28 protein-coding genes and 1 tRNA gene are annotated in these 23,795 nt (G+C 48.2%); 17 read left to right on the forward strand and 12 right to left on the reverse strand.

The features are described 5' to 3' along the window. Positions 1-219: 219 nt before the first annotated feature. The 4 genes from ACQ86N_RS21830 to ACQ86N_RS21845 all read right to left on the reverse strand — a co-directional run bounded on the left by ACQ86N_RS21830 (position 220) and on the right by ACQ86N_RS21845 (position 6,427). Positions 220-2,535 carry an FG-GAP-like repeat-containing protein gene (locus ACQ86N_RS21830; RefSeq protein ID WP_431216956.1) on the reverse strand — a complete coding sequence of 772 codons (2,316 nt, stop codon included), beginning with the start codon at positions 2,533-2,535 and terminating at the stop codon, positions 220-222. After that, positions 2,532-4,322, reverse strand: coding sequence for an IPT/TIG domain-containing protein (locus ACQ86N_RS21835; RefSeq protein ID WP_431216957.1), 1,791 nt, complete (start codon positions 4,320-4,322; stop codon positions 2,532-2,534). Before ACQ86N_RS21835 ends, ACQ86N_RS21830 begins: the two co-directional genes overlap by 4 nt. Before the next feature lie 208 nt (positions 4,323-4,530). Then, entirely contained in the window at positions 4,531-5,199 is a 669-nt protein-coding gene (locus tag ACQ86N_RS21840; RefSeq protein ID WP_431216958.1) for an ion channel, read from the reverse strand. Positions 5,200-5,854: 655 nt separating this feature from the next. Next, on the reverse strand, positions 5,855-6,427 hold the full coding sequence (locus ACQ86N_RS21845; protein WP_431216959.1) for a hypothetical protein: 573 nt from the start codon (positions 6,425-6,427) through the stop codon (positions 5,855-5,857). 1,052 nt (positions 6,428-7,479) lie between these two features. On the opposite strand from ACQ86N_RS21845, the gene ACQ86N_RS21850 reads away from it, so the two are divergent. Beyond that, positions 7,480-7,728, forward strand: coding sequence for a hypothetical protein (locus ACQ86N_RS21850; RefSeq protein ID WP_431216960.1), 249 nt, complete (start codon positions 7,480-7,482; stop codon positions 7,726-7,728). A gap of 769 nt (positions 7,729-8,497) precedes the next feature. Here ACQ86N_RS21850 and ACQ86N_RS21855 read toward each other — a convergent pair. Both ACQ86N_RS21855 and ACQ86N_RS21860 read right to left on the reverse strand, forming a co-directional pair. Continuing rightward, positions 8,498-8,767: a hypothetical protein gene (locus tag ACQ86N_RS21855; RefSeq protein ID WP_431216961.1), complete on the reverse strand. Its 270-nt coding sequence runs from the start codon at positions 8,765-8,767 to the stop codon at positions 8,498-8,500. Between the two features lie 38 nt (positions 8,768-8,805). Further along, entirely contained in the window at positions 8,806-9,204 is a 399-nt protein-coding gene (locus ACQ86N_RS21860; protein WP_431216962.1) for an RHS repeat-associated core domain-containing protein, read from the reverse strand. 428 nt (positions 9,205-9,632) lie between these two features. On the opposite strand from ACQ86N_RS21860, the gene ACQ86N_RS21865 reads away from it, so the two are divergent. From ACQ86N_RS21865 to ACQ86N_RS21905, 9 genes are all read left to right on the forward strand, one after another. Next, entirely contained in the window at positions 9,633-9,836 is a 204-nt protein-coding gene (locus ACQ86N_RS21865; RefSeq protein ID WP_431216963.1) for a hypothetical protein, read from the forward strand. Beyond that, a complete protein-coding gene (locus tag ACQ86N_RS21870) occupies positions 9,820-10,719 on the forward strand; it encodes an IS110 family transposase (protein WP_431216964.1) in 900 nt (299 codons plus the stop codon). The genes ACQ86N_RS21865 and ACQ86N_RS21870 overlap by 17 nt, the downstream gene beginning before the upstream one ends. After that, the gene (gene tnpA / locus ACQ86N_RS21875; protein ID WP_431216965.1) at positions 10,674-10,940 is read left to right on the forward strand and encodes an IS66 family insertion sequence element accessory protein TnpA; all 267 of its coding nucleotides are present in this window, start codon (positions 10,674-10,676) and stop codon (positions 10,938-10,940) included. The genes ACQ86N_RS21870 and tnpA overlap by 46 nt, the downstream gene beginning before the upstream one ends. A 2-nt stretch (positions 10,941-10,942) precedes the next feature. Further along, complete coding sequence (gene tnpB / locus ACQ86N_RS21880; protein WP_431216966.1) at positions 10,943-11,320, forward strand: IS66 family insertion sequence element accessory protein TnpB; 378 nt, start codon at positions 10,943-10,945, stop codon at positions 11,318-11,320. Then, positions 11,298-11,570: a hypothetical protein gene (locus tag ACQ86N_RS21885; RefSeq protein WP_431216967.1), complete on the forward strand. Its 273-nt coding sequence runs from the start codon at positions 11,298-11,300 to the stop codon at positions 11,568-11,570. The genes tnpB and ACQ86N_RS21885 overlap by 23 nt, the downstream gene beginning before the upstream one ends. Positions 11,571-11,604: 34 nt before the next feature. Next, the gene (gene tnpC, locus ACQ86N_RS21890; RefSeq protein WP_431217538.1) at positions 11,605-12,840 is read left to right on the forward strand and encodes an IS66 family transposase; all 1,236 of its coding nucleotides are present in this window, start codon (positions 11,605-11,607) and stop codon (positions 12,838-12,840) included. 26 nt (positions 12,841-12,866) lie between these two features. Beyond that, positions 12,867-13,376 carry a hypothetical protein gene (locus ACQ86N_RS21895; RefSeq protein WP_431216968.1) on the forward strand — a complete coding sequence of 170 codons (510 nt, stop codon included), beginning with the start codon at positions 12,867-12,869 and terminating at the stop codon, positions 13,374-13,376. A gap of 56 nt (positions 13,377-13,432) precedes the next feature. After that, positions 13,433-13,891, forward strand: coding sequence for a transposase (locus tag ACQ86N_RS21900; RefSeq protein WP_431216969.1), 459 nt, complete (start codon positions 13,433-13,435; stop codon positions 13,889-13,891). Positions 13,892-13,974: 83 nt separating this feature from the next. Then, positions 13,975-15,024 carry an IS481 family transposase gene (locus ACQ86N_RS21905; RefSeq protein WP_431216970.1) on the forward strand — a complete coding sequence of 350 codons (1,050 nt, stop codon included), beginning with the start codon at positions 13,975-13,977 and terminating at the stop codon, positions 15,022-15,024. A 500-nt stretch (positions 15,025-15,524) separates the two neighbouring features. Here ACQ86N_RS21905 and ACQ86N_RS21910 read toward each other — a convergent pair whose 3' ends face one another. The 6 genes from ACQ86N_RS21910 to ACQ86N_RS21935 form a co-directional block, all read right to left on the reverse strand. Beyond that, positions 15,525-15,911 carry a type II toxin-antitoxin system VapC family toxin gene (locus tag ACQ86N_RS21910; RefSeq protein ID WP_431216971.1) on the reverse strand — a complete coding sequence of 129 codons (387 nt, stop codon included), beginning with the start codon at positions 15,909-15,911 and terminating at the stop codon, positions 15,525-15,527. After that, positions 15,893-16,144 carry a hypothetical protein gene (locus ACQ86N_RS21915; protein WP_431216972.1) on the reverse strand — a complete coding sequence of 84 codons (252 nt, stop codon included), beginning with the start codon at positions 16,142-16,144 and terminating at the stop codon, positions 15,893-15,895. Before ACQ86N_RS21915 ends, ACQ86N_RS21910 begins: the two co-directional genes overlap by 19 nt. 621 nt (positions 16,145-16,765) lie before the next feature. Further along, on the reverse strand, positions 16,766-17,347 hold the full coding sequence (locus ACQ86N_RS21920) for a hypothetical protein (protein ID WP_431216973.1): 582 nt from the start codon (positions 17,345-17,347) through the stop codon (positions 16,766-16,768). A gap of 367 nt (positions 17,348-17,714) precedes the next feature. Further along, entirely contained in the window at positions 17,715-18,239 is a 525-nt protein-coding gene (locus tag ACQ86N_RS21925) for a hypothetical protein (RefSeq protein WP_431216974.1), read from the reverse strand. Between the two features lie 146 nt (positions 18,240-18,385). Beyond that, positions 18,386-18,643, reverse strand: a complete 258-nt coding sequence (locus ACQ86N_RS21930; RefSeq protein WP_431216975.1) for an Arm DNA-binding domain-containing protein — start codon at positions 18,641-18,643, stop codon at positions 18,386-18,388. Between the two features lie 210 nt (positions 18,644-18,853). Further along, positions 18,854-18,927: transfer RNA gene (locus ACQ86N_RS21935), tRNA-Lys, on the reverse strand. A 179-nt stretch (positions 18,928-19,106) separates the two neighbouring features. Between ACQ86N_RS21935 and ACQ86N_RS21940 the strand changes: the two genes are divergently transcribed. From ACQ86N_RS21940 to ACQ86N_RS21970, 7 genes are all read left to right on the forward strand, one after another. Beyond that, positions 19,107-19,508 carry a DUF4259 domain-containing protein gene (locus ACQ86N_RS21940; RefSeq protein WP_431216976.1) on the forward strand — a complete coding sequence of 134 codons (402 nt, stop codon included), beginning with the start codon at positions 19,107-19,109 and terminating at the stop codon, positions 19,506-19,508. Between the two features lie 144 nt (positions 19,509-19,652). Further along, complete coding sequence (locus ACQ86N_RS21945; protein ID WP_431216977.1) at positions 19,653-20,033, forward strand: iron chaperone; 381 nt, start codon at positions 19,653-19,655, stop codon at positions 20,031-20,033. An 89-nt stretch (positions 20,034-20,122) separates the two neighbouring features. Next, the gene (locus tag ACQ86N_RS21950; RefSeq protein ID WP_431216978.1) at positions 20,123-20,446 is read left to right on the forward strand and encodes a hypothetical protein; all 324 of its coding nucleotides are present in this window, start codon (positions 20,123-20,125) and stop codon (positions 20,444-20,446) included. Positions 20,447-20,531: 85 nt separating this feature from the next. Then, positions 20,532-20,753, forward strand: a complete 222-nt coding sequence (locus ACQ86N_RS21955; protein WP_431217539.1) for a hypothetical protein — start codon at positions 20,532-20,534, stop codon at positions 20,751-20,753. A 12-nt stretch (positions 20,754-20,765) separates the two neighbouring features. Beyond that, the gene (locus tag ACQ86N_RS21960; RefSeq protein ID WP_431216979.1) at positions 20,766-20,960 is read left to right on the forward strand and encodes a hypothetical protein; all 195 of its coding nucleotides are present in this window, start codon (positions 20,766-20,768) and stop codon (positions 20,958-20,960) included. Then, complete coding sequence (locus ACQ86N_RS21965; RefSeq protein ID WP_431216980.1) at positions 20,960-22,348, forward strand: hypothetical protein; 1,389 nt, start codon at positions 20,960-20,962, stop codon at positions 22,346-22,348. The genes ACQ86N_RS21960 and ACQ86N_RS21965 overlap by 1 nt, the downstream gene beginning before the upstream one ends. A gap of 4 nt (positions 22,349-22,352) precedes the next feature. Further along, a complete protein-coding gene (locus ACQ86N_RS21970) occupies positions 22,353-23,729 on the forward strand; it encodes a hypothetical protein (RefSeq protein WP_431216981.1) in 1,377 nt (458 codons plus the stop codon). Positions 23,730-23,795 lie beyond the last annotated feature (66 nt).

Consider the following 23,795-nt stretch of genomic DNA (forward strand, 5'->3'; position numbering starts at 1 on the left):
ACATATCCGCATTTGCCGCAGATTGCCATGAAAAGGAAACCGACGACTTGCCACTTGTCGATAGAGGTACCGGCCAGACAGGTAGTATTGTTTGTCGGGGAGACGAGGATGGCCCCGGCCGGCAGAGGTATATCTGACGAGCCATTTCCACCACCACCTTTGCTACAGGCAGCAAACGAAATGGAACAGACAAAAGCGGTATAAAAAAAGCGTTTCACTCTAGAATATTTTTATAAGTTTAATGGATGCATTCAATTTGACTCCCCTGACATGTACCAGATAAGTTCCCCTTGCGTAGCCGCTCAGGTCCAGCGCCACAGTCCGGTCAAAGCCAACCGCGTAGGTCCGACTCGCACCGATCGCCCTTCCATCCGCGCCCAGGACCTCTATTACAACCCGGTTATCCGTCCCCGGCAAATATAGAGTTGCGGTCGAGACTACCGGGTTCGGGACCAATCGGATACCTCCTGTTCCAGGGCCGCCGGCAAAATTCCAGGCAATGACGCCCTGACAGGACAGGGGCGTTTGTACAGTGAGACTATTGGTACCCGGTTGTAAGGGGAGAACGACCGTGCTGTCACTGGTCTGAAATCTATAGCCATTGAGATCGACGATATAGACCTCACTTCCGCCAAGCAAAAGGTTCAGCGAGTTGCCGTTTGGAGCGACAGTCGCCAGCACCGCCAGATCCTTCGGTTGGGTTAGGTTCGCTGTGAAACATCGACTATACCCAGGAAGACTGTCGATGGTAATGCATATTTGATAGACGCCGGCAGCCAGGTTATTCCGTTCGAGATTGGTGCCGGAGAAATGGGCGCTGTCGACAAATCCGTCCGCCGAAATTTTCACGCTGTATGTCAGCGGAAGGCTAAGGTCGATGATGATCTTTCCGTCGTTCTTTCCACGGCAGGTATTGTTCACCACTCGTATCCGGTAGTTCGTGTCCGCGATCGCTGTCGTCGCAGCGACCTCCGATCTGTTCCGAAATACCGAGACCACCTGGGAAAAATAGGTACTGGTCGCAACAATGTCTGCCTTACCATCCCCATCCAGGTCTCCGGTGCTTACGGGTCCCATCCGGTCGCCGAGGTCATATTGCAGTTGTCTGCTGAAGCCGATATTACCCACGGTGCTGATGTTTTTATATACCCTTACATGATCGCGCTCATTATCGTCGATCGTCACATCAGGCTTCCCGTCCCCATCCATGTCATTGAGGGAAATGCTCTGGGTAAAATTAGTGACCGCTGTGAATTGAAGCTCTTTGTCGAATAAGATCGTACCGTTTGTACTCATATTCCGCATGACGCTGAAGGCTGCATTGGCGCCAAGGGCAATTGCAAGGTCAGGTTTCCCGTCTCCATCAAGATCGCCGATCGACACAGCGCCCGGCGACGCCCCACTGCTGAAGTAGCTTTTTATGGGAAAGGGCGCTGTTTGAGTAAAGGAGAACTTGCCGTTACCACCGGTATTGTGGAATATCACCACACCCGAAACCGCATACGTTACCACTATTTCTGGTTTGCCGTCGGCATCCAGATCGCCGACCGCCAGGGAAGCGGTAATCCCCTCGGGCCCAAGGGGAAGACTTATTGGTGAGGCAAACGCGATCGAGTCGGGGGTGCTCACGTTTCCATAAACCAGCACCGAATTAGTACCCGGGTTTGTAATAACTATATCCGGTTTTCCGTCACCATTCAGATCGCTGATCGCAAGCGTGCCGAAAACATGTGAGGTCACAACAGGTACCGGCCTAAAAGAAATACTCCCCGTTCCTCCGGATGTATTCTTGAAAACAAAGATATCCTGACCACTTGTCACGAGATCGAGTTTGCCGTCGCCATCGATATCGCTGGCAGCCATCTGATTTGGGAAATACCCCACGCCAAAGCTGATCTCCGGGTCGAACGAAAGGCTACCGGGCGAACTGGTATTTCGTTTTACCCCGATATAACCGCCGCTGCCTGTGCTGGCCGCCAAATCCGGTTTTCCATCTGCGTCCAGATCGGCAATTTCTATCCTCGACGAGATATATTGACCCGGATCGAAATCCTTTCTGGGAGTGAAACTGCTGTCAGTAAGCGTTCGGATCAAATCCGGCGAGCTGACAGTAAACGGCTGTTGAGAGTATGCGGTGAGATTTCGGGCGGTCACCGAAATAGGTTGATATCCGGCGCCCAGGGGCACTTTTACAACAAGCTGTGTGGCCGTCGCCGACGTTACGATCGCGCGGACTGGGCCAAGGTAAACCGTGTTTTCCGCCGCGATTGGACTAAAGCCATTGCCGGTGATGGTCACCAGCGTTCCGATAGGTCCGCTGTCCGGCGAAAAGGATCGGATTACCGGTGGCAAAAGGATCGTAAATCCTGGAATGGTGGCGCTGCCAAAAAGCGTGGTGACCGTAAGCGAGCCAGACTGACTAAAGCCTGCGGTCGCATCAATCTGTGTGTCGGAGACAACGGTAAAAGAATTGACGTCTACACCGGCGATCTTCACTGAAACAGTGCCGTAGAAGTGAGTTCCGGTGATTCTCACAGGCGTACCGGGCGTTCCTGCAGAAGGCGCGAGCGTAGCGATGGTTGGGGCAGGCGGTGAAATAAAAACAAATCCGTTGCCTGCCCCATGCCCGAGGGGCTTATCACTTTTACCATCCCGGAGGCACCGAGCCAGACAGTAGCCCGGATGACGCTGTCCGAAATTACCATAAAGGAGGTAACAGTCGTGTCTCCAAAGCTCACCCTTGTAGCTCCGGTGAAATGCTTACCATAGATGGTCACGGTATCGCCAAGCGTAGCTGCTGCCGGGGTGATCGAGTCGACCAGCGGATGGGGTATATAGGTAAACGGCCCGATCGTAGCGCTACCTCCCCACGTGGTCACGACGATGTTGCCGGAAGCGCCCTCACCGACTACGACGCCGAGGTTTCCGGTTGAATACACATTTACTGCAGCAGCAGGTACCCCGCCAATGGTAACGATGGGCGGTATTCCGTTTGGATAGAAATTAGTTCCGTAGACAGCGATAGTGGACCCTGTGATGCCTGAAAACGGGGAAAATGAGCTGATGGTGGGCGCAGGCAACGGAGGATTGAAATACTGATAGGTCGTCGCCGTATCACTTTTCGTTCCATTGGTCACAATCAGCGTGACCGTATCCTTTAGCCTGGCGGGATCGTGGACATAGGAGTCATTGTAAGTGGTGCCCTTCTGTGCGCCATTCAGCAGCCATCGGTAGCTATAGCCTGCGGCGGAATAGTTGTAGAGATGCACGTTGCCTGTAGTTCCCAGTCCGGTAGTGTCGATAGCAAAATACGCCTTTGGAAGCGGTGTCCCACCCCCATTGGTGCTCAACTCCAGCATACTTAGTCCGGCCCAGCCTGCCCATAGCTGGTTGGCGCCCATCAGCTGGAGGTCATTAGTGGAAAGAAAGGAATAAGTGACGTTGTTGTCCCGTGTCAGGGGTTCCCATACAGCGCCCCCATTTGTTGTCTTATATACAGTGTTCTGGCCATCTACTGCATAGCCCGTTGTATTATCGACGAATTTCATCTTCACCGCAGGGAATGGATTGGCATGCACATTGTTGAGCAGCATCCAGCTACTGCCCCCATCGGTCGTCCGATAGACATAACCGCCATCATTATCCGAAAGCACGATCCAGCCGGTAGTCGCATTATTGAACCAGGCCTGGATGAGCCTGGCGGTGCTGCTGGGAGCCGGGAGGGTCAGGTTTTGCCAGCTGACTCCGCCATTGGTCGTTTTCTGGAGGATGCCTGGCGCGTCATAATAGGTACAACCCGCGAATACGGTATTTGCATCGGGAGCCTGAACATAATTGTAGTAGGATTTTAAATGCGTATAGTTAACGCTCCAGGTCAAACCATTGTCAGTAGTGGTTAGTATACGGTCCTCGTCGACTGCAAATCCGGTATGGCTTCCTGGGACAAAATCCATCGCGGCAACACCGTTTGACAGGGATATCTGCTGTGGATCGATCTGCGAATGAAATATGACCTTGAACGTATTGCCCCCATCCCCGGAATAAAGGATGGCGGGTATGGCGCCGTAATCGCCATAAACGATAAGGTTATTCGCATCGAATGCCTTGATTCCCATAATGTCAAATCCGAAAGTAAGATTGACCGAATAACCGTTGTAATTAACATTACTGAGCGTAATGGCCTTGTGGATAAAGGTTCGCCCGCTATCGGTCGTGAACCCGATCCAGCCCGGAAAGGCGACAAAACCCTGGGAAGGGGAATAAAAGCCTAGTTTACAGAGCTGATAAGATCTTGCATCCGTATTCTGAAAGATGTTTCGCATCTGGGCCTGCGAACCCGTCACCCAAAAAAGGCGGCGACGGCTAATGACAAAAGATGTTTCACGGTCAGGGGCTTAGGTTTGGCGGTCATGGCAAAATCATCCGTTGGAGATCGTCCGAGAAGATACGGCTTTTTCAATTATCCTTATCCGTACGATCCAAAATAATGGTCCTCATTTATGATGTTTGGAGTCGACCCTGGTAAAAAGTTCAGGAACAGGACGATGAAGAACAGGAATATGACCGAATGAAGGATGACCACGCATTTCCCCCGCTGGTCGCCGGATAGATGTCCCCGAAACCGATGGTGGAGGATGTCATAAAGCTGAAATAGACAAAATCAAGCCGGGAATGAGCCTTTCCCTGCAACAGGTTAAGCCCTCCGTAAATGACGGCAAAATCAAAAGTAATCTCGATGTAATTGAGGAATAGCAGCAGGATCGATCGCTTGGACGACCGGGGCTCGTCAAAGATCTCAGAGGCAAAGAAAAGAGTCGCGATATAAAAGATCGTTTCCAGCAGCAAATAGCCGGTTATTGCCTGGATGATGCTATTCGAATACCATCCCGTAAACAGGGAAAACAGCGGAAAGGCGAGTTTTAGTAGCACATAGAACTCGATCGCCAGCTTTTTATACGTCGAACCCTGCCTGCCAAAGCTATTACGTATATAAATGCCGGGGTAAAGAAACTGTTGCACGATCAGAAAGAGCCGTACCATCTTCTCCAGCCCTATGTCATTGTGCGTTTCATTGTTCCAGACCTTGTACAGATTTAGTCGCTGCCGCCTGATGACCGAATACCCGGACTGGATATTGTCCTCCGGCCGCCCAAAAAGCAGCTTGCGGAAAAAAGATGTTTTGGTGTTGGGGTGCCTCATCGGAACTTAACTAACCGCAATATCCTCAGAAAATCCCAGAAAATAAAAAGCCTTCAAATCCACTGACTTGGGGGCTTCGCCCTTGTTTGTGATCCCGCTGGGACTCGAACTACGTTAAACAAGTTGTTTTCAATCAATCGACTACGTATAAAAATAATCCCTTAATACATGAATAAGTACACGAATAACTTATAGCCATTTGAATAAAGGTTTGCAAAGAACTTCTTTGCAAAAATAAGTAATGCAGTATAATTGGGAACAAAATGAATCGCGGGGAGTTGCTATTTTTTTTGAGAGCCAATGACGTAAATGCTTCTTTGCACCTTTAAAGCGGTACCCTTACGTTTGGTGGCAGTTTGAAATTAAACATACAAAAGGATCGCTTGGTAGCCAAATTTCATGACGCTCATCCGACTGGATCCAATCTCTATAGTTAATTAACCATTTTCCAAATAACCAGACTGAAGGGGAGAGTCTTCTATTAATGTCTTCAGTTCGCCGAGTTCCACAATAGCAAATATGGCGGGAAAGGTTGACGACGGAAGAACGTTGATGCTGAGCTTTCTTTTGGCTATTCCCTGTTCAAATTCTTTTACTATTGTCTATCAGGGATTATTTCTTCTTTCAAGCCGCGTTGTATCGATAGCTCCATTTTTTAGCAGACTATCCATGTCGTTCGCGCCGGGTCCGGATTGGCCGGGTACGACAAACGACAAATATCTAAAGCTATAACTATTTGACAAGGCATTGAGCGCTTTTCCTTCCGGTACTCGTTTATCTGCCCGGTTATGTCACGATCACCCTTTACAACCCTGGGATAAAAGCCCTTTTCGAACTCGCTCCTGCTAATGTATCCCACTCCAGATTGATTAACTATAATACTCCGATTATCAGCTTCCCGGCTCGAAACGTATAATTTGACGGTCCCGGCATAGTCAATTGGAACTATAATCCGTGATGCAGGCTTAAAGTCAATCACTGAATATACCCCAACAACAATTATAATTATGATTGCTGCAAAACTCATCTGATGCCAGGGTGAGCCGAGCATATTTTTTACCATCAAGCCCAGACCTGCGCTGGTTAAACACACGATTGATGTTATAAAAACCACGACCATCCAAACAGGCAATATCATAGTGGTTGTTTCCCGCGCCACCTTCAAAATTCCATAGATCAGGGCAATAAGCGCCAACAATATTAAAACTGGCTGTATAGCGTTCTTCATTTAGTTTCTTTTGTACAGTTTAGACAGATAATAAGAGAAGTCCTTAATTGGTTGTGATCCGGAGCTCGGGCTACTAAATCCGATGATTGGTGCAGTGTGCGTTTTTCAAAAAAGACGGTTGATCATATTGCATAATGGCACTTCCGTTAGCGTATAAGGTAGCGGACGGGTACATATCGGTATATGCCGATACGGACAGGCTCCCACCTTTTCCTGTCATAGTTTATACCTAATTTTTGTGCCACATCGACGATTTTAAAACCAATTGAGTTCAATGACAGCTCCTCGGATTTGGAAACGCTTCGGTGCTCGACTTACCCCCAATACCTATTTACTAATTTCTCCTACGGGCTTTCGCCGAGAAACAGCATCTTAGCTATTCCTGCCTCACGTTAAAGGAATAACTTCCAATGCCTCCGGACCTGCCATAAGTCCATGCTGTCATTGACGACAGCGAGGTATCTTCCGTCCGGTCATCTGTAAATCTAACGACAATTAAATCGTATCCTTCATTGACTTCAAATTCGATTCCTGCCGGATCCGTCAACTTATCTATAGTTCCATTTTTGTGCAAATTACTGCGCTCCTATTCTGATATCGCTACCCTTGTCCAGCCCTTCACGGATGCGCTGATTTATAATGTCATGGACCAGCCCAAAGGCCAGCTCGATAGGCTCGTATCTCCCTATTTTCTCTGGTATCGCCTAAACTCTATTATCTGCTTTCAGCCAGCGATTTCAGCCTCGCTATAAACGATCCCACTGCACCAAAGATCGTAGTTCTCGGTTCCGATCCGCGAAAACAGCATATTTACGGTGCCGCCATTAGCCCTTTTGTTCCTCGTAGATCGGCCAGGGCACGGGTGACGCCGCGCGGTTCACGAGGTGAGTTGATCGGCAAGATCCTCGAGGAACGGTCCACCATCAGCACCAACACCCACAGTACCTCCAATAGCCAAAACGTGCATTTGGACCCCACGCGCCGGCCAGCAAGATTGCCATGCTCTCCTCCGACTAGTTTGACGGCATCACCACCACAGTCCCGACCAGCCAATGCATCTCAAAGCCTTTCTCTGCCAAGTCCAACTCAGCCCTGAAACAATTGTCAAAGATCAAGCACTGCCTTCGAAGAAGATATCAAAAGACGTCATCAACCAGACATTCCGCGAAATTCAGGAAGAAACCAAACATATGGTGGAAAACGGGATACAGCATATGCGGGACACCACGTACCTTGCAAAGCTGATCATCAACCCCAAAGTAGGCATGTATATTTTTTTGCCGCCTACCTCATTTTCGTAGTATTAAAAATCGCAAGATCTTGCCGATGCTCTGCAATATCCAAATGCATTAAAATGTGTGCTACGATAATCTCTGCGATTTCAACTGCGCTATTGTGACGTATAAATTTGATATGACAGTTTGTGGACATATTTATCTATTACGACATGATAAATGACCAGCGTAAAACTTTTATACCTATACATTGGATACATCACAAACATTATTGGGTATTCCGTCTCTTCCTTTCGAAGAACATGTGAATACTTACGATCTCGCATCTGCTTGTCTAAAGAAGTTGTCATTTCTCCTTTACTCAATAACGAGTCAGCTCTTCTCAATATGGACTTATACTCATCGAGCAGTCGCCGCTCTTCTCTTGTCATTATACTCGTATCTTTCGGCAGATTGTTAAACTCTTCTTGTTTTATTCTTTTTTATACTGTACCCCTTTCGCCTAAAAAAACCGACGTAATCCTCATCAATCGTCCCTCTTTCAAAAATAGTATGTACAAGCACACTATCTTCAGGACGCACGTCAGCAAACAATTCCGATTCATCAGTCTTTAACGTGCTATCGAGCAAGTAAATAGCCCTGTCCTCCCTGCCAATTGACTTCTTAATATAATCAACTTGCTGCGAAAACGCGAAAAGTGGCGATACGCAAATAAAACAAATTACCAATCTCTTTTTGATAACCATCTTAAATAACCCTTTGAATACTTAATAATATCAATCATTGCATCCGACATTTGGCCATTGCCTCGTGTAGAAATCGGCGACCGGTTGTCTAAATGTCCATAAAGCACAGCATTGTCAATATCTGTTCCCCTATGCAGCGCAGGGAAGTCCGCAACTGAATTGGAACCTTTCTATCCGTACTTTCCGCCAGTTCGTCTTTACCAGTTCCTCCTTCGCCGGAGCTTTTCCCATTGTTCGTTACATGGTCTCCATAATGACCATATTCATGCATGACATACATCATAAGAGAAAAGAAATACACATCACCATCTTTTGTGTCTTTCTGTTTGTAGCCGTATATAAAGTCTGCAATATTCAAAGTCATCGTCTTAGCTACAATATCCGACTTTTCAGCAATTAAATGCGTCTTTTTTCCAACTTTACGGTCGGGCCTTCACCTGACTTAAAGTCGGCGAAGATTTCATCCTGAGTTAGGCCTGTTGTTGCTTCCATTAATGCCTTGACATCCTGATTATCCTTATTCCTAATAAACTTATCTACTGCATTGGCGATACCTAGCACATACCGACCAAATTCTGCCATGTTGGTAATACCCGCATTCACTAAGTCGTCGCCGCTGAATGTTATCGAGAACATTCCACTTAGATTGACATTCAAAACGGGATTATTTGCAACATAATCATAAGGGGATTCATTTATATATTTTTCGGCCATTGGATCTTGCGTCATCCATCTTCCGATCCGGGGATCATACATCCTCGCTCCGTAGTCGTATTTTTCCAAACCACTTGCCATCCGCAAACTCCTGATTCTGCAGTTCCTTTCCGTTGTAGAGATATTTATTCCTTGCGTAGTTTGATTTCAGTGCCCGGTCACACAGCCCGGCCATTTGCAATCCGAACGGGTAATAGTGCGACTCTTCCAACATCGGCCCTGAATAGTGGTTTACACTTAGGTTATCAAAGAACCTAACAATGGGCGGCAGCCCCATTGATTTGGGCTGACAACCGGCATCCTTTTCCTTCGGGGTCCTTCAGAAGAAACCTTGATGTGAATGGCACTTACGAAGTCCTTCAAAGAACCCGGTTGGAATGTATTATACCATCTTGAAGGGTATTTGTTGATTTCAATGGTGACCCCGATACTATACGGAGGTCCCGAACAGAAAAGTCTTACACAAATATACATTCCCTAAAGTCCTTTTCACTAACTAAACTTAAGAAATGAAAGAAAAAGAGATCCCCATGCAAATCGTGCATCCGAATGCCGCCGGCATTGACATTGGTTCGAAAACCCATTGGGTGGCGGTGGATCAAAATCTTGGAAACGTAAGAGAATTCGGAGTCTACACCAGGGGATCACCAGCGCCTGATCGACTATTTAAAATCCCACCAGATCACTTCGGTTGCGATGGAAAGCACTGGTAGCTATTGGCAGACCCTTTTTCATGCGCTTCAAAAGGCAGGATTTGAAGTAATTCTCGTTCAGGGAAATCAAACCAAAAATGCTCAGGGGAAGAAGACAGACATTCTTGATTGTATGTGGATTCAGAAACTGCATTCCCTCGGATTATTGAGTTCAAGTTTTTTACTTAGCGACTATCTCCAAACGCTTCGAACCCACTATAGTCATAGGGAACATCTGGTCGAGCAAACAGCAATGTACATTAATAAGATGCAGAAGGCGTTAAGATTGATGAATATTCGCCTTGACGTCGCCATCAGGGATCTTACCGGAAAATCCGGTCGGGCGATCCTGGACGCTATCCTTGCCGGCTACCGCGATCCGGTTTATCTGGCTTCGTTAGCACATTTCCGGGTCAAAAAAAACAAGGAAGAAATCGCTGCTGCCTTGCATGGGAACTGGCGCGAAGATTTGCTATTCGAGTTACGGTCTTGTCTGACTTTTTATGACGCCTACAAAAAGGAAATTTTGGTATGCGATCAGAAGATCGAATCTATAATGACGGCCTACATTCCCGAAACTGACGTTTTGACTTTAGCAAATAAAGCACCCGAAAAGCCAGTTCGCAAACAGGTGAACAGAAATTCACCTTCCTTTAATGTCAGGCAGCTCGCCTTTTCGCATCTGAAAACCGATTTATTTCAAATCCCAAGCGTCAGTCACTCAGTTGTACTCTGTTTGCTCTGCAATATGGGAACTGACAGTAAGCCGCCGCTAAACCCCTATTGTTCTGTATTGGCGGCATCGATAATTTTGCAGAAAAAGAAAGCATGGCCAAAGATGAATCGGTCCGGGAACAGATGTTTGCCAGTATTGCCTCCTGGCAGGCCAGCGATCGTTCCCTAAAGCAATGGTGCCAGGATCAGGGAATAACTTATCATGTTTTTCATTATTGGTACCGGAAGTACCGGGATGAGCATCCGGAATCAACTGGCGATGATTCTTTTGTTCAGTTGAGTGTTAAACCGGAAGTCAGTGCCAGTTGTGAAGTAATCTTTACGGACGGGACAAAGATCATGTTTCGGGAGGCAGTATCCGCTCAGTACCTTAAAAGCCTGTTGTTTTAACCGTGTTACATCTATCCTCTTCTTGCAAGTATTACCTGTATCGAAGGCCGGTCAACATGCGCAAGAGCTTTGATGGCCTTACGGGTATTGTACGGAATGAACTAAGAGCCGATCCGTTGTGTGCCATCATTTTCATTTTCCTAAACCGTCGCCGCAACCAAGTGAAGCTCCTACTATGGGAGGGAGATGGATTTTCTTTATACCATAAGCGGTTGGAGAAAGGCAGCTATGAACTTCCCGCCGGCAGTGACCGGCAACTCGCCGTTACTATAGAAGCCGATCAGTTATTACTGCTACTCAAAGGAATATCGCTTCGCCATATTCGCAGACGAAAAAGATACCAACACGGGGTGGAAAATGTGGATAATCAGACCTGGTGAAGCCTTGTTGTTGCTGCATTTTACTACATTTGCCCTGCCTATGCAGGAGGTAGCCACACATATTGATTACAAAGCCCTTTACGATGAATCCCAACTCGTTATTACGCGGTTGCGCCATGAACTCGATCAGCTAAAAAAAATGATTTTTGGCTCTCGCCAGGAGCGATTTATTCCCGGACAATCGACGGATCCCACCCAATTAACAATGGGCCTTCCTGCAGAACAGGTAGCAGCCAGCTTCACTCCTTAAGGCGAAAAAGATTGAATATACCCGTGTCGAGTCTATTCCAGCCAACCCCGTCGCCACACACCCCGGTCGTATGAAATTGCCGGATCACCTGGAGCGGAAAGTGATCCTGGTGGATGTGGTCGGGAAAGAAGGTTGCCGGGAGATCGGTCGTGACATCACCGAAGAGCTGGAATATGAGCCGGGCAGGCTCTATGTTAATCGCTATATCAGGCCTAAATATGCCAGTGCAGATAATCAGACCATCCTGGTGGCGCCACTCCCTGAACGACCTTTACCAAAGGCCATCGCCGGCCCGGGATTGCTGGCGCAGATCATCATCGACAAGTATGTAGATCATTTACCGCTTCATCGGCAGCAGCAGCGCTTTAGCCGGGAGAAGATCAATATCCCTTATAGCACACTTACCGACTGGGTAAGCAATACCTGCGGGCTGATCACGCCCTTGTATGAGGGTTTAAAAAAGGAAGTGCTGGCTAGTGATTACCTGCATGTCGACGAGACCCCTATCAAGGTGCTAGATAAAGACAAGAAAGGGGAAACCCACCGGGGTTACTTCTGGGTGTACCACAACAGCCTGCAGGACATGGTCTTCTTTGACTACCAGCCCAGCAGAAGCCGAGAAGGCCCTTCCGAATTGCTGAAAGACTTCCGGGGTCACCTGCAAACCGACGGATATGCCGCTTACAATATCTTCGACACGCAAAAAGACATAACCTTATTGCATTGCATGGCCCATGCCCGAAGAAAGTTTGTTGAAGCCCGGTCAAATGATCAGGCTCGGACAGATTATGTGCTGGACCAAATTCAGCAACTGTACGCCATCGAAAGAAAGGCGGCTGATGAACAGTTGTCGGAGGCGGACATTTTACAGCTGCGTCAGCAAAAGGCTATACCTATTCTGGAAGCACTCGGCAAGTGGATGCAGCAGGCATACACGGAAGTACTGCCCAAAAGCGCCATCGGCATGGCTTTGGCTTATAGTATCCAAAGATGGACGCGATTAATGATCTATGCCACGGATGGAAAGTTGAACATCGATAACAACCCGGTAGAAAACTGCATCCGACCGGTCGCTGTTGGTCGAAAGAACTATCTATTTGCCGGAAGCCATGAAGCCGCTCAACGCAGCGCCATGCTATATTCTCTTATGGGAACTTTTAAGCTGCATGATATCCATCCTTTTGATTGGCTAAAGAACGTATTAGAAGAACTACCGGCGCATCCCATTAATAGAATTCACCAACTCCTTCCATTTAACTTCAAGAAATAAGTAACGGTAATTAAAAATGTCTAGTTATGTACGGCATCAAAATATTGACTTTATTTTTCTGTTTAGCTTTGGCCAGATCCATTAATAGGCCGCTTTGCAATTGCGAAGGTGAACTCGGCACTTCAGATGCGGTCAAGTACGCAGATTGTGTGTTTAAAGGAACCGTAATATCTAAAAGTGCAATCTCAAATCCAATCGGTTACGGAATTAAAATTTTGGGTGATACCTTATCTCATTTTTATCGCTTTACAAAAGCGCCAATAGCCGTGTATCAAATAAAAGTAGAAAAGCTATTTAAAGGCAAATCATCTTCCGATACATTAACAATTATGACGCCAGTGAATGGCGCTGCATGCGGATTTATATTTGATTCCGGCGAAAGATATATAGTATACGCTACAAAAGAGGACGAGACTATCCCAGGAGATAAAATCAAGAGAATTTCTACCAGTGATAAAATTTATTGGACAAATATGTGTACCAGAACAGCACAGTGGTCCCAAACTGAAGAAAACGAGATTTTAAAAATCAAATAGCAGTTCAGTCTAAAATGTATTAGGAACTCTCCTCCTGCCTAATTCTTCTCGGATCAATGGTAGTTTACCGGTCCCATACAAATGACATTAAAAGATTTGCCTCCGCCAAACGATTTGCCAGTTGGCTCCGCCTGGTTCCCAATAATAAACAGAGTGGCGGGCGGATAATCAGCAGCAAAACGCCAAAAGGCAAAAATGCCATAGCCCTTTCCCTTCGTCAGGCGGCAAATAGTATTGGGAATCAAAAGGAGCATCCGCTTACTCCATTCTTTAAACGTATCGCCTACCGGAAAGGGCGCAATGCAGCAATTACTGCTACTGCAAGAAGACTAGCGCTAATTCTCTGGAATATGATAACGAAGAGTCAAGACTACCTGCAACCGAATTCGCAACTGCTCTATGACAGACGAAAACTTGCTCAGGTCAATAACATTAAATCTCGATTATTCAGGCTAAATCTATCCGAGGATGAAATGATGGAAATCTTTCAAAAGACTTCGTTTCCATCAACTTAGATGTAGAAGTTAAGATTTGATCTGACAATAGGGGTTAACTTTAAGTTACCACACTATCAGTCAACCCCCAAAAATGTCAGATCATGAATCAAGAATCTAAGTTAATCAAATCCAAGTTAGGACTGCTCAATTTGGCAGAGCATTTAGGCAATGTCTCCCAGGCATGCAGAGTGATCGGCTACAGCCGAGATAGCTTTTACAGGATCAAAGAATTGTACGAAACGGGTGGAGAGGCTGCTCTCCAGGAAGTCAGCAGGAGAAAGCCATTGCTGAAGAATAGAGTCGAACCGACAGTCGAAGAGGCTGTTGTGAAAATGGCTCTTGACTATCCCGCCTACGGCCAATCCCGGGCCTGCAACGAGCTCCGTAAGCAGGGAATCTTTATCTCCGCTGGCGGTGTCCGCAGCGTTTGGCAGCGGCACGACCTGGAGATCTTCGACAAGCGGCTAAAGCGTTTAGAGGCTCGCGTAGCGGAGGAAGGGCTTATCCTCACCGAAGCCCAGATGATGGCCCTGGAGCGGAAAAAGGAGCGCCGGGAATCGTTTGGCGAGATAGAGACAGAACATCCCGGATATCTCGCTTCCCAGGATACCTACTATGTCGGCAATATCAAGGGCGTCGGCCGTATTTACCAGCAGACCTTTATCGACACTTACAGCCGGGTGGCCTTCGCCAAGCTCTATGAGACCAAGCATGCCATTACTTCGGCAGATATTCTGAATGACCGGGTCCTGCCGTTCTTTGAGGAGCATCAAATACCCTTGCTCCGGATCCTGACCGATCGGGGTACCGAGTACAAGGGTAAGCCTGAGCATCACGAATACGAGCTGTATCTGGCGATTGAAGGGATTGAGCATAGCAAAACCCAGGTCCGCCATCCACAAACCAACGGTATTTGTGAGCGACTGCACCGGACCATGCAGGAAGAGTTTTATGCAATAGCTTTCCGAAAGAAGTTATACAACAGCCTGGCGACCTTGCAAGACGATCTTGACCAATGGATGGATTTCTACAACAATCAGCGCCCGCACAGCGGAAAGTATTGTTTCGGCAAAACGCCCATGGAAACTTTTGACGAATCTGTTACCTTAGCGAGACAGAAGATGCTGGATCATCTCCCCCCAGCAGCTTAAATATATCCTGACCCTATAAAACTAAAAATCCCTCGTTGTCAGATCAAATAGTGACTATTACAACTTAGATTTTGGTTGTACAGAAAAACCCTTGTAAACCTTGTGCTTGTGGGCGGTGAGGTTTTCTGCTAACCTCAATGCTAACCTGAAATGAGTTCGCTCTTATGAGTAAGAACTGATGAGGCAAAATTAGGTAATTTTTTGTCTTTTACTGTTTAGGAGCAAAATTGGTTGCGTCTCAGTTTGAATTTGTTATTTTCCTGAACTTCCCTTGGTCTTTTCCTTTAACCTTCCGATTATTATTCTCAGCGAATATTTGTCTTTCAAAAGCCTACCATTATGATTTCCACCATTATTGTAACGACTTGCCCCCTCATCCATTTTAGGTTAACTAGGATGGACCCGCCTTTAATAACTACCTCAATGCTTTCTATTTTGATATTTAATGAGCACATAATTAATGCTGGACCGAATCTGAAACAGTGGCATTTTACGGCGTTTTACCCTTGCAACTCAAAAGGGTTGACTACCTGAAGCTGCGATATCTGCTTAAAATCGGATACATTTCTGGAGACCAATGTAAGTCCATGAATCAAGGCGGTAGCGGCAATAATTGCATCCGGAGTTTTAATTTTGTGGTATTGCCGGAGTATTATAGTTTGTTGGACGATCGGCGGTTCTAAGCCAAAAATCGTGGCTTTATTCACAAAATCGGTTAATGGGATCAGGTCTGCAGCAGAAACCCCGTGCCACCCTAAAAGTTCAATTTGCGTGATAACGGAAATACTCGGAGGAATTGTTTTGATAAAAGCTGAGCCATCCGGCGGCAGTTTGTTCCCTAAAGTAGCGATGACAATATTGGTATCAATCAGAAATCCCTGTCCCATTCGCTTCGGCTTTGTTCAACGTGTTTTAGTAACGCATCCGCTCTTTCTGGGGCAAGGATACCTGCAAAATCGCCCATCGTATATTGACCGGATACCGCCTTCTCGTTAGATGATTCCTGCTCTAACAGCTTGAGATCAGCATATTTACGGACAATATTCTCCCATTCCGAGATGGGAATTACCACCGCTGTATGCTTTCCGGTGTAGTCTGATATATATTGCAATGGCTGCATATAACCTTGGTTTGATCTATGTAAAAATACAAAAATATTGGGGATTTCCTCAAAGCAGTAGAGTAGGGGCTGCTACCATTCTTTAGCCATACATTCTACTTCCTCATGGGTGTAAAACTCCCCTGCCTCGACCCTCGCGATAGCCTCGTCGATTTCTCTGGTATATTGCTCCGCGATAATAGGAATCGGTTCTTCCTTTTCCTCGGTTACCCGGCAGTGTAATTTGAAGTGGCTCCAATGCCGTACTCATTGATCGTTTTAACAAATGTACTTTTTCCCAAGCGCATTATAAAGCGGAAAATTGCCGTGTTCTCCGCGGCTTCGGTTTGGAGGTAGCCAGCTATGTTTTGGTATAACCGAAACGCTGGCCCTTCACGCTCCGCATTCAAGGAACTCATGCCAACGCATTGTTGAAGGATTTTGATGACGCGGCAAGCTTTTTCTCACCCGCCTACTTTTCCTCATAGCGACCAACGAGAGCTAAAACAAGCGTGGTTGGCGGATTTTTGCCCGACAACAACACCGCTTGTCCTAAAAGTCGACTATCAGACCCAAGGGCGATAGAATTGCGGGTGAAAAGAAAAATATTTAGGCCATCTCTCGCGCTCGTCTACTATTCCCTCAGGGGTTCGTCACCTGGGCGATTTTTTCAGGTAACAGCCTCTTTACGAATTCGACCGCGTCTCGAAGCGAACTTGTTCTTATGTTATTTTTATTAATTGAATTACTCCGATCACATCCGACCTCGATGATGTCTTTGTCGCAATAGATAAATGGAGATTTGAAGGTTCCGATTGAATAAAATACATCACTAAAGGTTAGATGATCATGACTAAAGGTCGGGAAAAGTGAAGAGAAATTGTCTTTGCACGCTTCGAATACGTCAACGCGAAAACAATAAGAGCCCTTTTTAATTCCAGCCAATAACTTTTCCGATCTAAGACTCAAGATTTCTGCGTTGGAAAGGGTTTTCAAATTTCTATATTGGTCTGCTATTTTAAGATTTGCAAGTTCATTTGCTAATTCGAAAATCTCAACACCTGCATCGAGCCATTGGTATGTTATCCGAGCCATTTCTGAAAGATCAAAGACTGGTAAGTTCCCGGCTATTATTCCCCTTTCTTCCAATTGAAGTAGTTTTTCGTCCTGTCCACATAGGAGGAAACTTGAATGCTTCTGGAGTTCAATTCTCCCCATGCCCACCCCTTAAAATTCCATTTTGCAAATCCGGCGTTATGGTTCTCAGATTCGAGTGTGACCGCGGAACCAATTTGCTTCAGCTCTGCTTGCAAATCATTTGTCAAATGTATGGTTGCTTTCATGACCAGGATTTGGATTTAGATAAAGCCTAAGAAAATATTAAAATGACATCAAGAAACTATCGGGATGCTTTATTCCAAAAGCTCAACGTTAAAAGCCGCATCGGGCTCGTGTTGTTTGCTATCCAAAATGGCATCGTGCGCATCGACTACTGATTGATTGTCAGCCTACACTTGTTCTATTTGCTGTTCCTGTCCAAAATAGCAATTGCTATCCTTTGCGGTTGTCGATTTGAAAAAGCCCAAAAAAATCAACTGCCTTTTCTGGGTAAAGCTAATGAGTCGTTTTTGGGGATATGAGGAATTGTTCTGACTGGACTTTGGATATCATTCGAGGTTGATTTTGGATTTTGTCCTTTTGGGTCAGATTTTATCGGACTTGATTGAGTACGTTCCGTATTAGTTGATTTGCCGTGGTCTTTAAATACGGTATACACAAATGAGCATATCGCAAGAAGTATCCCCACAAGTCCCACTCGCCAATTTAACCATTTGCTGATCTTGTCATCCCTATAGTTTCGGATATCATCATGGTAAACTCCTTCCCTTAAAGCACGGGCGCCCTCATCGGTGCATTTTATCTGAATGTCAAATCTGTCTAATTGATTATCTAGCATATCAATATGCTTATTCTTTAGCAGCAAATCGACGGCCTCACGCAAAATTTCTTTCGAAAATCTTCTGGTGGTCAGACTACTTAATTTAATCCAAGGATATGCTTGAAGGTTAACATCTTTACCGAGAATTTTTTTATTACAACTTTCGGTTGAACACATACCTGTTTAAGTAGCCAGATGGCGGCTCTTCTCAATTTATTACGATAGCTCATATACAAATTTAGCAATATTTGAGTGACTACTGTTTTCCTTTGAAACTGATGTATCAACTAGCAACTGCGCGGTGATCACATCATATTCGAGTGTTAAAAAAAGTAGTGTTTTTCAAGTTTCGCCCGGATTTGCGTTAGGCGGTTGTTGATCGCCAAAAGGTCTGGGGTCTTTCCGCGCACCCACCAGGACGATTCATCCCATAATTCAGGAATAACCTTTATTCCGGTAGAAAATTCTTTTGCCTTCGAACCGGTAACGGTCACTTTTACATAAATAGGAGCTTTGCCGTCGGAATAAACCTCTTTCAATTCGGGACACATGCGGAGCGAAAAGTTTTCTGCAATCTTCATACAATCATTTTTTGAGTTTTTTGATTGCTCCCCGGCGATCGCTGAAAGGGCGTGGGGGGGATAAATTTACGATTTAGCATCCCCCCAAATCCCCCTCGAACAGGATGGATGAGGATGATCGTAAATGATACAGAAAGTGACGAAAAAGCGGTTGATAAGCGTTATATAAACAAAAAAGCGTCTCGAAAGACGCTTTTGAAACTGAACCAGTGATCCCGCTGGGACTCGAACCCAGGACCCATACATTAAAAAGTGTATTGCTCTACCAACTGAGCTACGGAATCATTCCCATTCCAAAGGGTGTCTTTGTTTTTGGGAGTGCAAAAATACGGTAAAAACAATTGACGACAAATTTTTCGGCTAATATTTTTCAACGGGAAAAACATGGTTATCAACATTTTCCCCCTGAATGCCGGCATCCGGAAAATTTGATATCTTCCCACCACCAAAAACCACAAATTTTATGGGTGCATGGGAAATTACCAACTTCGGCAATGATACCGCAATGGACTGGATGTTCGACTTCGAAAAAGACCCCACCATCACCCTCCTCGAAGAAACCATCGACAGCGTCTTCGAAGACGAGTTCCTCGACTCTGATATAGCCAGTGAAGCGCTCGCCGCCCTGGAGATCGTCGCCGCAGCCCGAGGACGCCGCTCCACCGACTTCCCGGAAGACGTAACCGCCGACCGCCTCGCCGCCATCGCCGCCCGCATCACCCCGACATTCATCGACGACTGCAGAAAAGCCCTCGAAAGGATCACCGATCCCGAAGACAACGAACTCTACGAACTCTGGGAAGAAGCCGGACATGCCGAAGACTGGCTGAATATCGAAAAGGACCTGACGACCCGGTTGGGGTAAACCGCCGCCAACCCAATCCGTGCAGCGGGGCCATGGCATCACCCGCGGTCCCGCGCCCTGACGCAAAAAGCCACCCCTTTTGTCGTTTTCCCGTATCCTCCCTCCCACCCGGTCGGCGTAAGTTTATATTCAAATTCCAGACATATGCCAACCAAATTCCAGACCGTCGACGAATACATCTCTACCTTCCCGCCAGCAACTAAAAAAGCCCTCACCGAGATCCGGTCGCTGATCCAAAAAGCCGCTCCAACCGCGGAAGAAACCATCAGCTACAATATCCCCGCCTTCAAACTCGACGGCATGCTGGTCTGGTACGCCGGCTACAAGGAACATATCGGCCTCTACCCCAAGCCCGACGTCATCCAGATCTTCAAAAAGGAACTCACGAACTACAAGCTATCCAAAGGCACCATCCAGTTCCCCCTCGACCAACCCCTGCCCGTCAGCCTAATAACCAAAATCGTAAAATACCGGATAGCGGAGAACAAGGCAGCCGCTAAAACAAAAAAATCCAAAATAAAATAGAGGATTAAGAGATTATTAAGAACCCCGTTAACCCTTTCGGCGCAAGTTTGCAATGGCTAATCGCTAAAAATTGTTTGCCACCTTCGCCCATGCTCAACATTGCAAAACGATCGCTGGTCCTCTTTTTCTCGGCCCCCTGGCCCTCCACGCCCAGTCCGGCTTTATTTCCGTCAACTCTTCTGCCAACGCCACCCGCAGCGGCGCTGGCAGCCGACGGGGAAATTAAGGTGGGCTATTCCAAAACCGCTGCCAACCAACCGGCGCTAGCCGCCAAACCCTGGCTCAACACCTCCCTATCCGTCGACCAGCGCGTTGACCTGCTCCTGGCAGCCATGACCCCTGCTCAAAAATGGAACTACTCCGCGAAGCCCGGGGTATCCCCGGCATTCCGGCACTCGGCATACCCGCCATGAACAAGGTCGAGGCCGTCCACGGCTTTTCCTACGGCAGCGGCGCTACCGCGGCGCCTGGATCAAAGGCTACCAGTCGAAAGGACTCATCGTCACCCCTAAACATTTTGCGGTACACGGCGCCGTCATGGGCGGACGAGACTCCCACGACATGGGGCTCTCCGAACGCCAGATCCGCGAGATACACCTCGTCCCCTTCCGCCACGCCATCGGGCGGCTTTATCGTCAGCGACTGCGACGCACTCTTCCCCGTCAGTCAACAAGGCACGATCAACGCCTTCTTCGCCACCAAAAACAGGATCGCAACTAAACAATATACGCTATGAGATTGCTGCTATTCATCCTCCCGCTAATTACCGCCATCACAACCGTCGGCCAGCAACCCGTCCCCCCGGCCTCCCGCCAACAGCCGGCAACCATGGCCAACAACCACGAGCCGGCGCCCAACACCCAGCAACCCGCCTTCCCCGGCGAAAAAACCACCGGCACGAAGGCTTCGACCGCTATGACTACCTGATGGACGAGCTGACCCTCGAAGTCACTCCCTACAAACGCCCCGAAGACGAAAAATTCGGCGCAAAACCCGCCGAACGCGGCAGGCTGCGCTGCGTCGTCGTCGCTCCCAAACACGCGGCACGCGGCAATCCCTGGAGCTGGCGCGGCTATTACTGGGACCACGAGCCCCAAACAGAGATCGAACTCCTCAAACGCGGCTTCCATATCGCCTGGATCATGGACGATGCCGACCGGCACTGGGACGCCTGGTATGCCTGGCTCATCAACCGCGGCCTCAATTCCAAACCAGCCTTTATCGGCATGAGCCGCGGCGGCATCAACGAATTCGTCTGGGGGACCATGCACCCTGACAGGGTCGCCTGTATGTACGCCGACAACCCGGCCCTGCGGCCCGAAGGCTTTGCCGGTCTCACGGCCCTGGCACGGCACGACGTTCCGCTGCTGCACGTAGTTGGCAGCTATGATTTTCTGTTACAAAAATATACCCTGCCCGTTGAAGATATCTATCACCGCCTCGGCGGAAGGATCTCCCTGATGATAAAAGAAGGGCCGCCCCATCACCCGCACAGCCTGCGCGACCCGAGGCTGATAGCCGGCTGGATGGAAGCCAACTACAACAGCGGCGTCGACCTCGACGACAGCCTCTACGCAAAATTCCCCCTCCTGCCGGCGACGAAATTCATCAAATCCTATTACTACAACTACGCGAATAAGTACATAGCCATTATGCCGGAAAGCACATACGCGACCTGCCGCGGACCGCTGTTCACGGACTGCTATACCCGCTATGACAGCTATAGCCCCAACTGGCTCGGACTCACTGGCATGACCATCCTCGTCCCCAAACAACCCGCGCCCGGTAATCCATGGGTCTTCAAAGCGGACCGCATCGGTTCCGGGACGGAGCCCGTAGACCTGGCACTGCTGGCGAAAGGTTATTATATCGTCGCAACACCCGTCACCGAACAACCGGGACCGATAGCAAAACAATGGGATGATATCTACCTCCTGCTCACCAGCCACGGCTTCTCGAGGAAACCTGTGATGGAAGGGCGAGGCGCCGGCGGAGGAGAAGCCTACTTCTGGGCCATCAACAATCCCGAAAAAGTATCGGCCATTTATGCGGAGAACCCCGTGCTAAAGAGTGTCCAGACCAGGACCTCACTGGCCGATACACTGAGCCCATTGGCGAATGCGCATATTCCCATACTCCATCTCTGCGGATCCGAAGACCCCTGGTTTCCGGCCAGTACGGATCAGGCGCAAAAGAAATACAAAAAACTCGGCGGCAACATGAGCGTGATCCTCAAAAAAGGAGCCGGTCATTTTGACGTCGCCGACGACCCCACCCCTATCGTAACATTCATTCTAAACAACAGTCAACACTAATTCCATGAAAAAAATACTCATCTTCCTTCTCTCTGTCTCCGCGCTAAACACCCATGGCCAAAACCCGTCAGCCGGCAGCATCCGACAAACCCAACTCATGGCCGGTACGGCCAAAATAAACATCACACCCCCAACCAAAGAACCCATCCACGATTCGGTCTACGCCCGCGCCCTGGTGCTGCAATCCGGCGACCTGAAGCTAGCCCTCGTCGCCGTGGACCTCGCTGTCTTTACCAGCGAACGCATCGAAAAACTCTGCAAAGAAAAATATGGCATCAGCCAGGTCCTGCTCTGCTCTTCTCATAACCATTCGGAACCCCAGCCCGACGGTAAACGATCCCTCCAGCAGGGCAATCCCTTCGCCACGTTCTATGAAGACCAGATCATAAAAGCTGTAGGCGAATCCCAGACCCACCTCTTCCCGGCGCATATCGCCGCGGGCCGCAAAACCTTTCCCCAGCTGGGTTTTAACAGGCTTATCATCCGGGAAGACGGCCATTCCCGGGAATCCTGGTTCAGCGACGACAAGTATACTTCCGAGAATCCCGAACGCATCCCCTTCGGCCCCGTCGACCCGGAAGTAGGCGTGATCCGCATCGACAATGAAAAGGGTCAGCCCAAAGTTATCCTGATGAACTACGCCTGCCATGCGGATATTGTTTGTTTCAACTACGCCGTCAGCGCCGACTATCCCGGCGTCGCCAGCCGCAAGGTCGAAGAAGCCTTTGACAATCAGGTCAATTGTCTTTTCATACAGGGAGCCGGCGGAAACATCGAGTCGCTCCAGATCAGCTCCCGCCGCAAAGGACCAGATGACCCATTCCAGACCGACTATGCCCCGATGGAACGCACCGGCGAGCTGCTGGCCTTCCAGACCGTCAAACTCGCCAAAACCCTTTCACCGGCAACCGCATCCACGACCCCGGTGACCGGTGCGACAACAAATACCCCACTCCAGCTGCTCGAAGACTCCGTCCACTTCACCGGCCGGTTCAACAAAAAACTCGACTATAACGTCCATCTTTCAACGATATTGATCAATAATAATATCGCCATCGCCGCCTGCCCGGGCGAACTGTTCGTGCAGTTGGGACTTGAATGGAAAAAGAAAATGGAGCTGGCAGAAGTAACGCCGCTCCTCTTTGGATATACCTGGTCCAGCGGTAACTGGCCGGGCTATGTTGCCGATGTCCGTTCGGCCGCACTCGGCGGCTACGGAGCCGATCAGGGGGGTAATTTGATAGAAGTGGGAGCCGGCGAAGCGATCATCACCCGCCAGCTCTCCAATTTTTATCGTCTCAACGGTCTCCTTCGGGATAAACCCGGACCCGTCGGTTTCAAAGGCGGCGCCCAGTGGATCATCAAACCATTCAAACCCTAAAACGTGAACCGCGCCGACACCAACCTCGTGAACCATCGCCACACTCCCGCGTGAACCATCGCTACA

Origin of the sequence: Puia sp. P3 (assembly GCF_050632245.1) — a bacterium.
In the GTDB taxonomy this organism is placed as follows: domain Bacteria; phylum Bacteroidota; class Bacteroidia; order Chitinophagales; family Chitinophagaceae; genus Puia.

Excerpts from the sequence above, each read along its gene's own strand:
- ACQ86N_RS21940 (WP_431216976.1), top strand. The coding sequence starts at position 19,107 with ATGGGTGCATGGGAAATTACCAACTTCGGCAATGATACCGCAATGGAC.
- ACQ86N_RS21915 (WP_431216972.1), bottom strand. The coding sequence starts at position 16,144 with ATGCAGCCATTGCAATATATATCAGACTACACCGGAAAGCATACAGCG.
- ACQ86N_RS21860 (WP_431216962.1), bottom strand. The coding sequence starts at position 9,204 with ATGGCAAGTGGTTTGGAAAAATACGACTACGGAGCGAGGATGTATGAT.
- ACQ86N_RS21970 (WP_431216981.1), top strand. The coding sequence starts at position 22,353 with ATGAAAAAAATACTCATCTTCCTTCTCTCTGTCTCCGCGCTAAACACC.
- ACQ86N_RS21845 (WP_431216959.1), bottom strand. The coding sequence starts at position 6,427 with ATGAAGAACGCTATACAGCCAGTTTTAATATTGTTGGCGCTTATTGCC.
- ACQ86N_RS21965 (WP_431216980.1), top strand. The coding sequence starts at position 20,960 with ATGGACGAGCTGACCCTCGAAGTCACTCCCTACAAACGCCCCGAAGAC.
- ACQ86N_RS21945 (WP_431216977.1), top strand. The coding sequence starts at position 19,653 with ATGCCAACCAAATTCCAGACCGTCGACGAATACATCTCTACCTTCCCG.
- ACQ86N_RS21960 (WP_431216979.1), top strand. The coding sequence starts at position 20,766 with ATGAGATTGCTGCTATTCATCCTCCCGCTAATTACCGCCATCACAACC.
- ACQ86N_RS21925 (WP_431216974.1), bottom strand. The coding sequence starts at position 18,239 with ATGTGTTCAACCGAAAGTTGTAATAAAAAAATTCTCGGTAAAGATGTT.
- ACQ86N_RS21870 (WP_431216964.1), top strand. The coding sequence starts at position 9,820 with ATGGAAAGCACTGGTAGCTATTGGCAGACCCTTTTTCATGCGCTTCAA.
- ACQ86N_RS21885 (WP_431216967.1), top strand. The coding sequence starts at position 11,298 with ATGTGGATAATCAGACCTGGTGAAGCCTTGTTGTTGCTGCATTTTACT.
- ACQ86N_RS21900 (WP_431216969.1), top strand. The coding sequence starts at position 13,433 with ATGGTAGTTTACCGGTCCCATACAAATGACATTAAAAGATTTGCCTCC.
- ACQ86N_RS21930 (WP_431216975.1), bottom strand. The coding sequence starts at position 18,643 with ATGAAGATTGCAGAAAACTTTTCGCTCCGCATGTGTCCCGAATTGAAA.
- ACQ86N_RS21865 (WP_431216963.1), top strand. The coding sequence starts at position 9,633 with ATGAAAGAAAAAGAGATCCCCATGCAAATCGTGCATCCGAATGCCGCC.
- tnpA (WP_431216965.1), top strand. The coding sequence starts at position 10,674 with ATGTTTGCCAGTATTGCCTCCTGGCAGGCCAGCGATCGTTCCCTAAAG.
- ACQ86N_RS21950 (WP_431216978.1), top strand. The coding sequence starts at position 20,123 with ATGCTCAACATTGCAAAACGATCGCTGGTCCTCTTTTTCTCGGCCCCC.
- ACQ86N_RS21895 (WP_431216968.1), top strand. The coding sequence starts at position 12,867 with ATGTACGGCATCAAAATATTGACTTTATTTTTCTGTTTAGCTTTGGCC.
- ACQ86N_RS21835 (WP_431216957.1), bottom strand. The coding sequence starts at position 4,322 with ATGCGAAACATCTTTCAGAATACGGATGCAAGATCTTATCAGCTCTGT.
- ACQ86N_RS21850 (WP_431216960.1), top strand. The coding sequence starts at position 7,480 with ATGCATCTCAAAGCCTTTCTCTGCCAAGTCCAACTCAGCCCTGAAACA.
- ACQ86N_RS21910 (WP_431216971.1), bottom strand. The coding sequence starts at position 15,911 with ATGGGACAGGGATTTCTGATTGATACCAATATTGTCATCGCTACTTTA.
- ACQ86N_RS21840 (WP_431216958.1), bottom strand. The coding sequence starts at position 5,199 with ATGAGGCACCCCAACACCAAAACATCTTTTTTCCGCAAGCTGCTTTTT.
- ACQ86N_RS21905 (WP_431216970.1), top strand. The coding sequence starts at position 13,975 with ATGAATCAAGAATCTAAGTTAATCAAATCCAAGTTAGGACTGCTCAAT.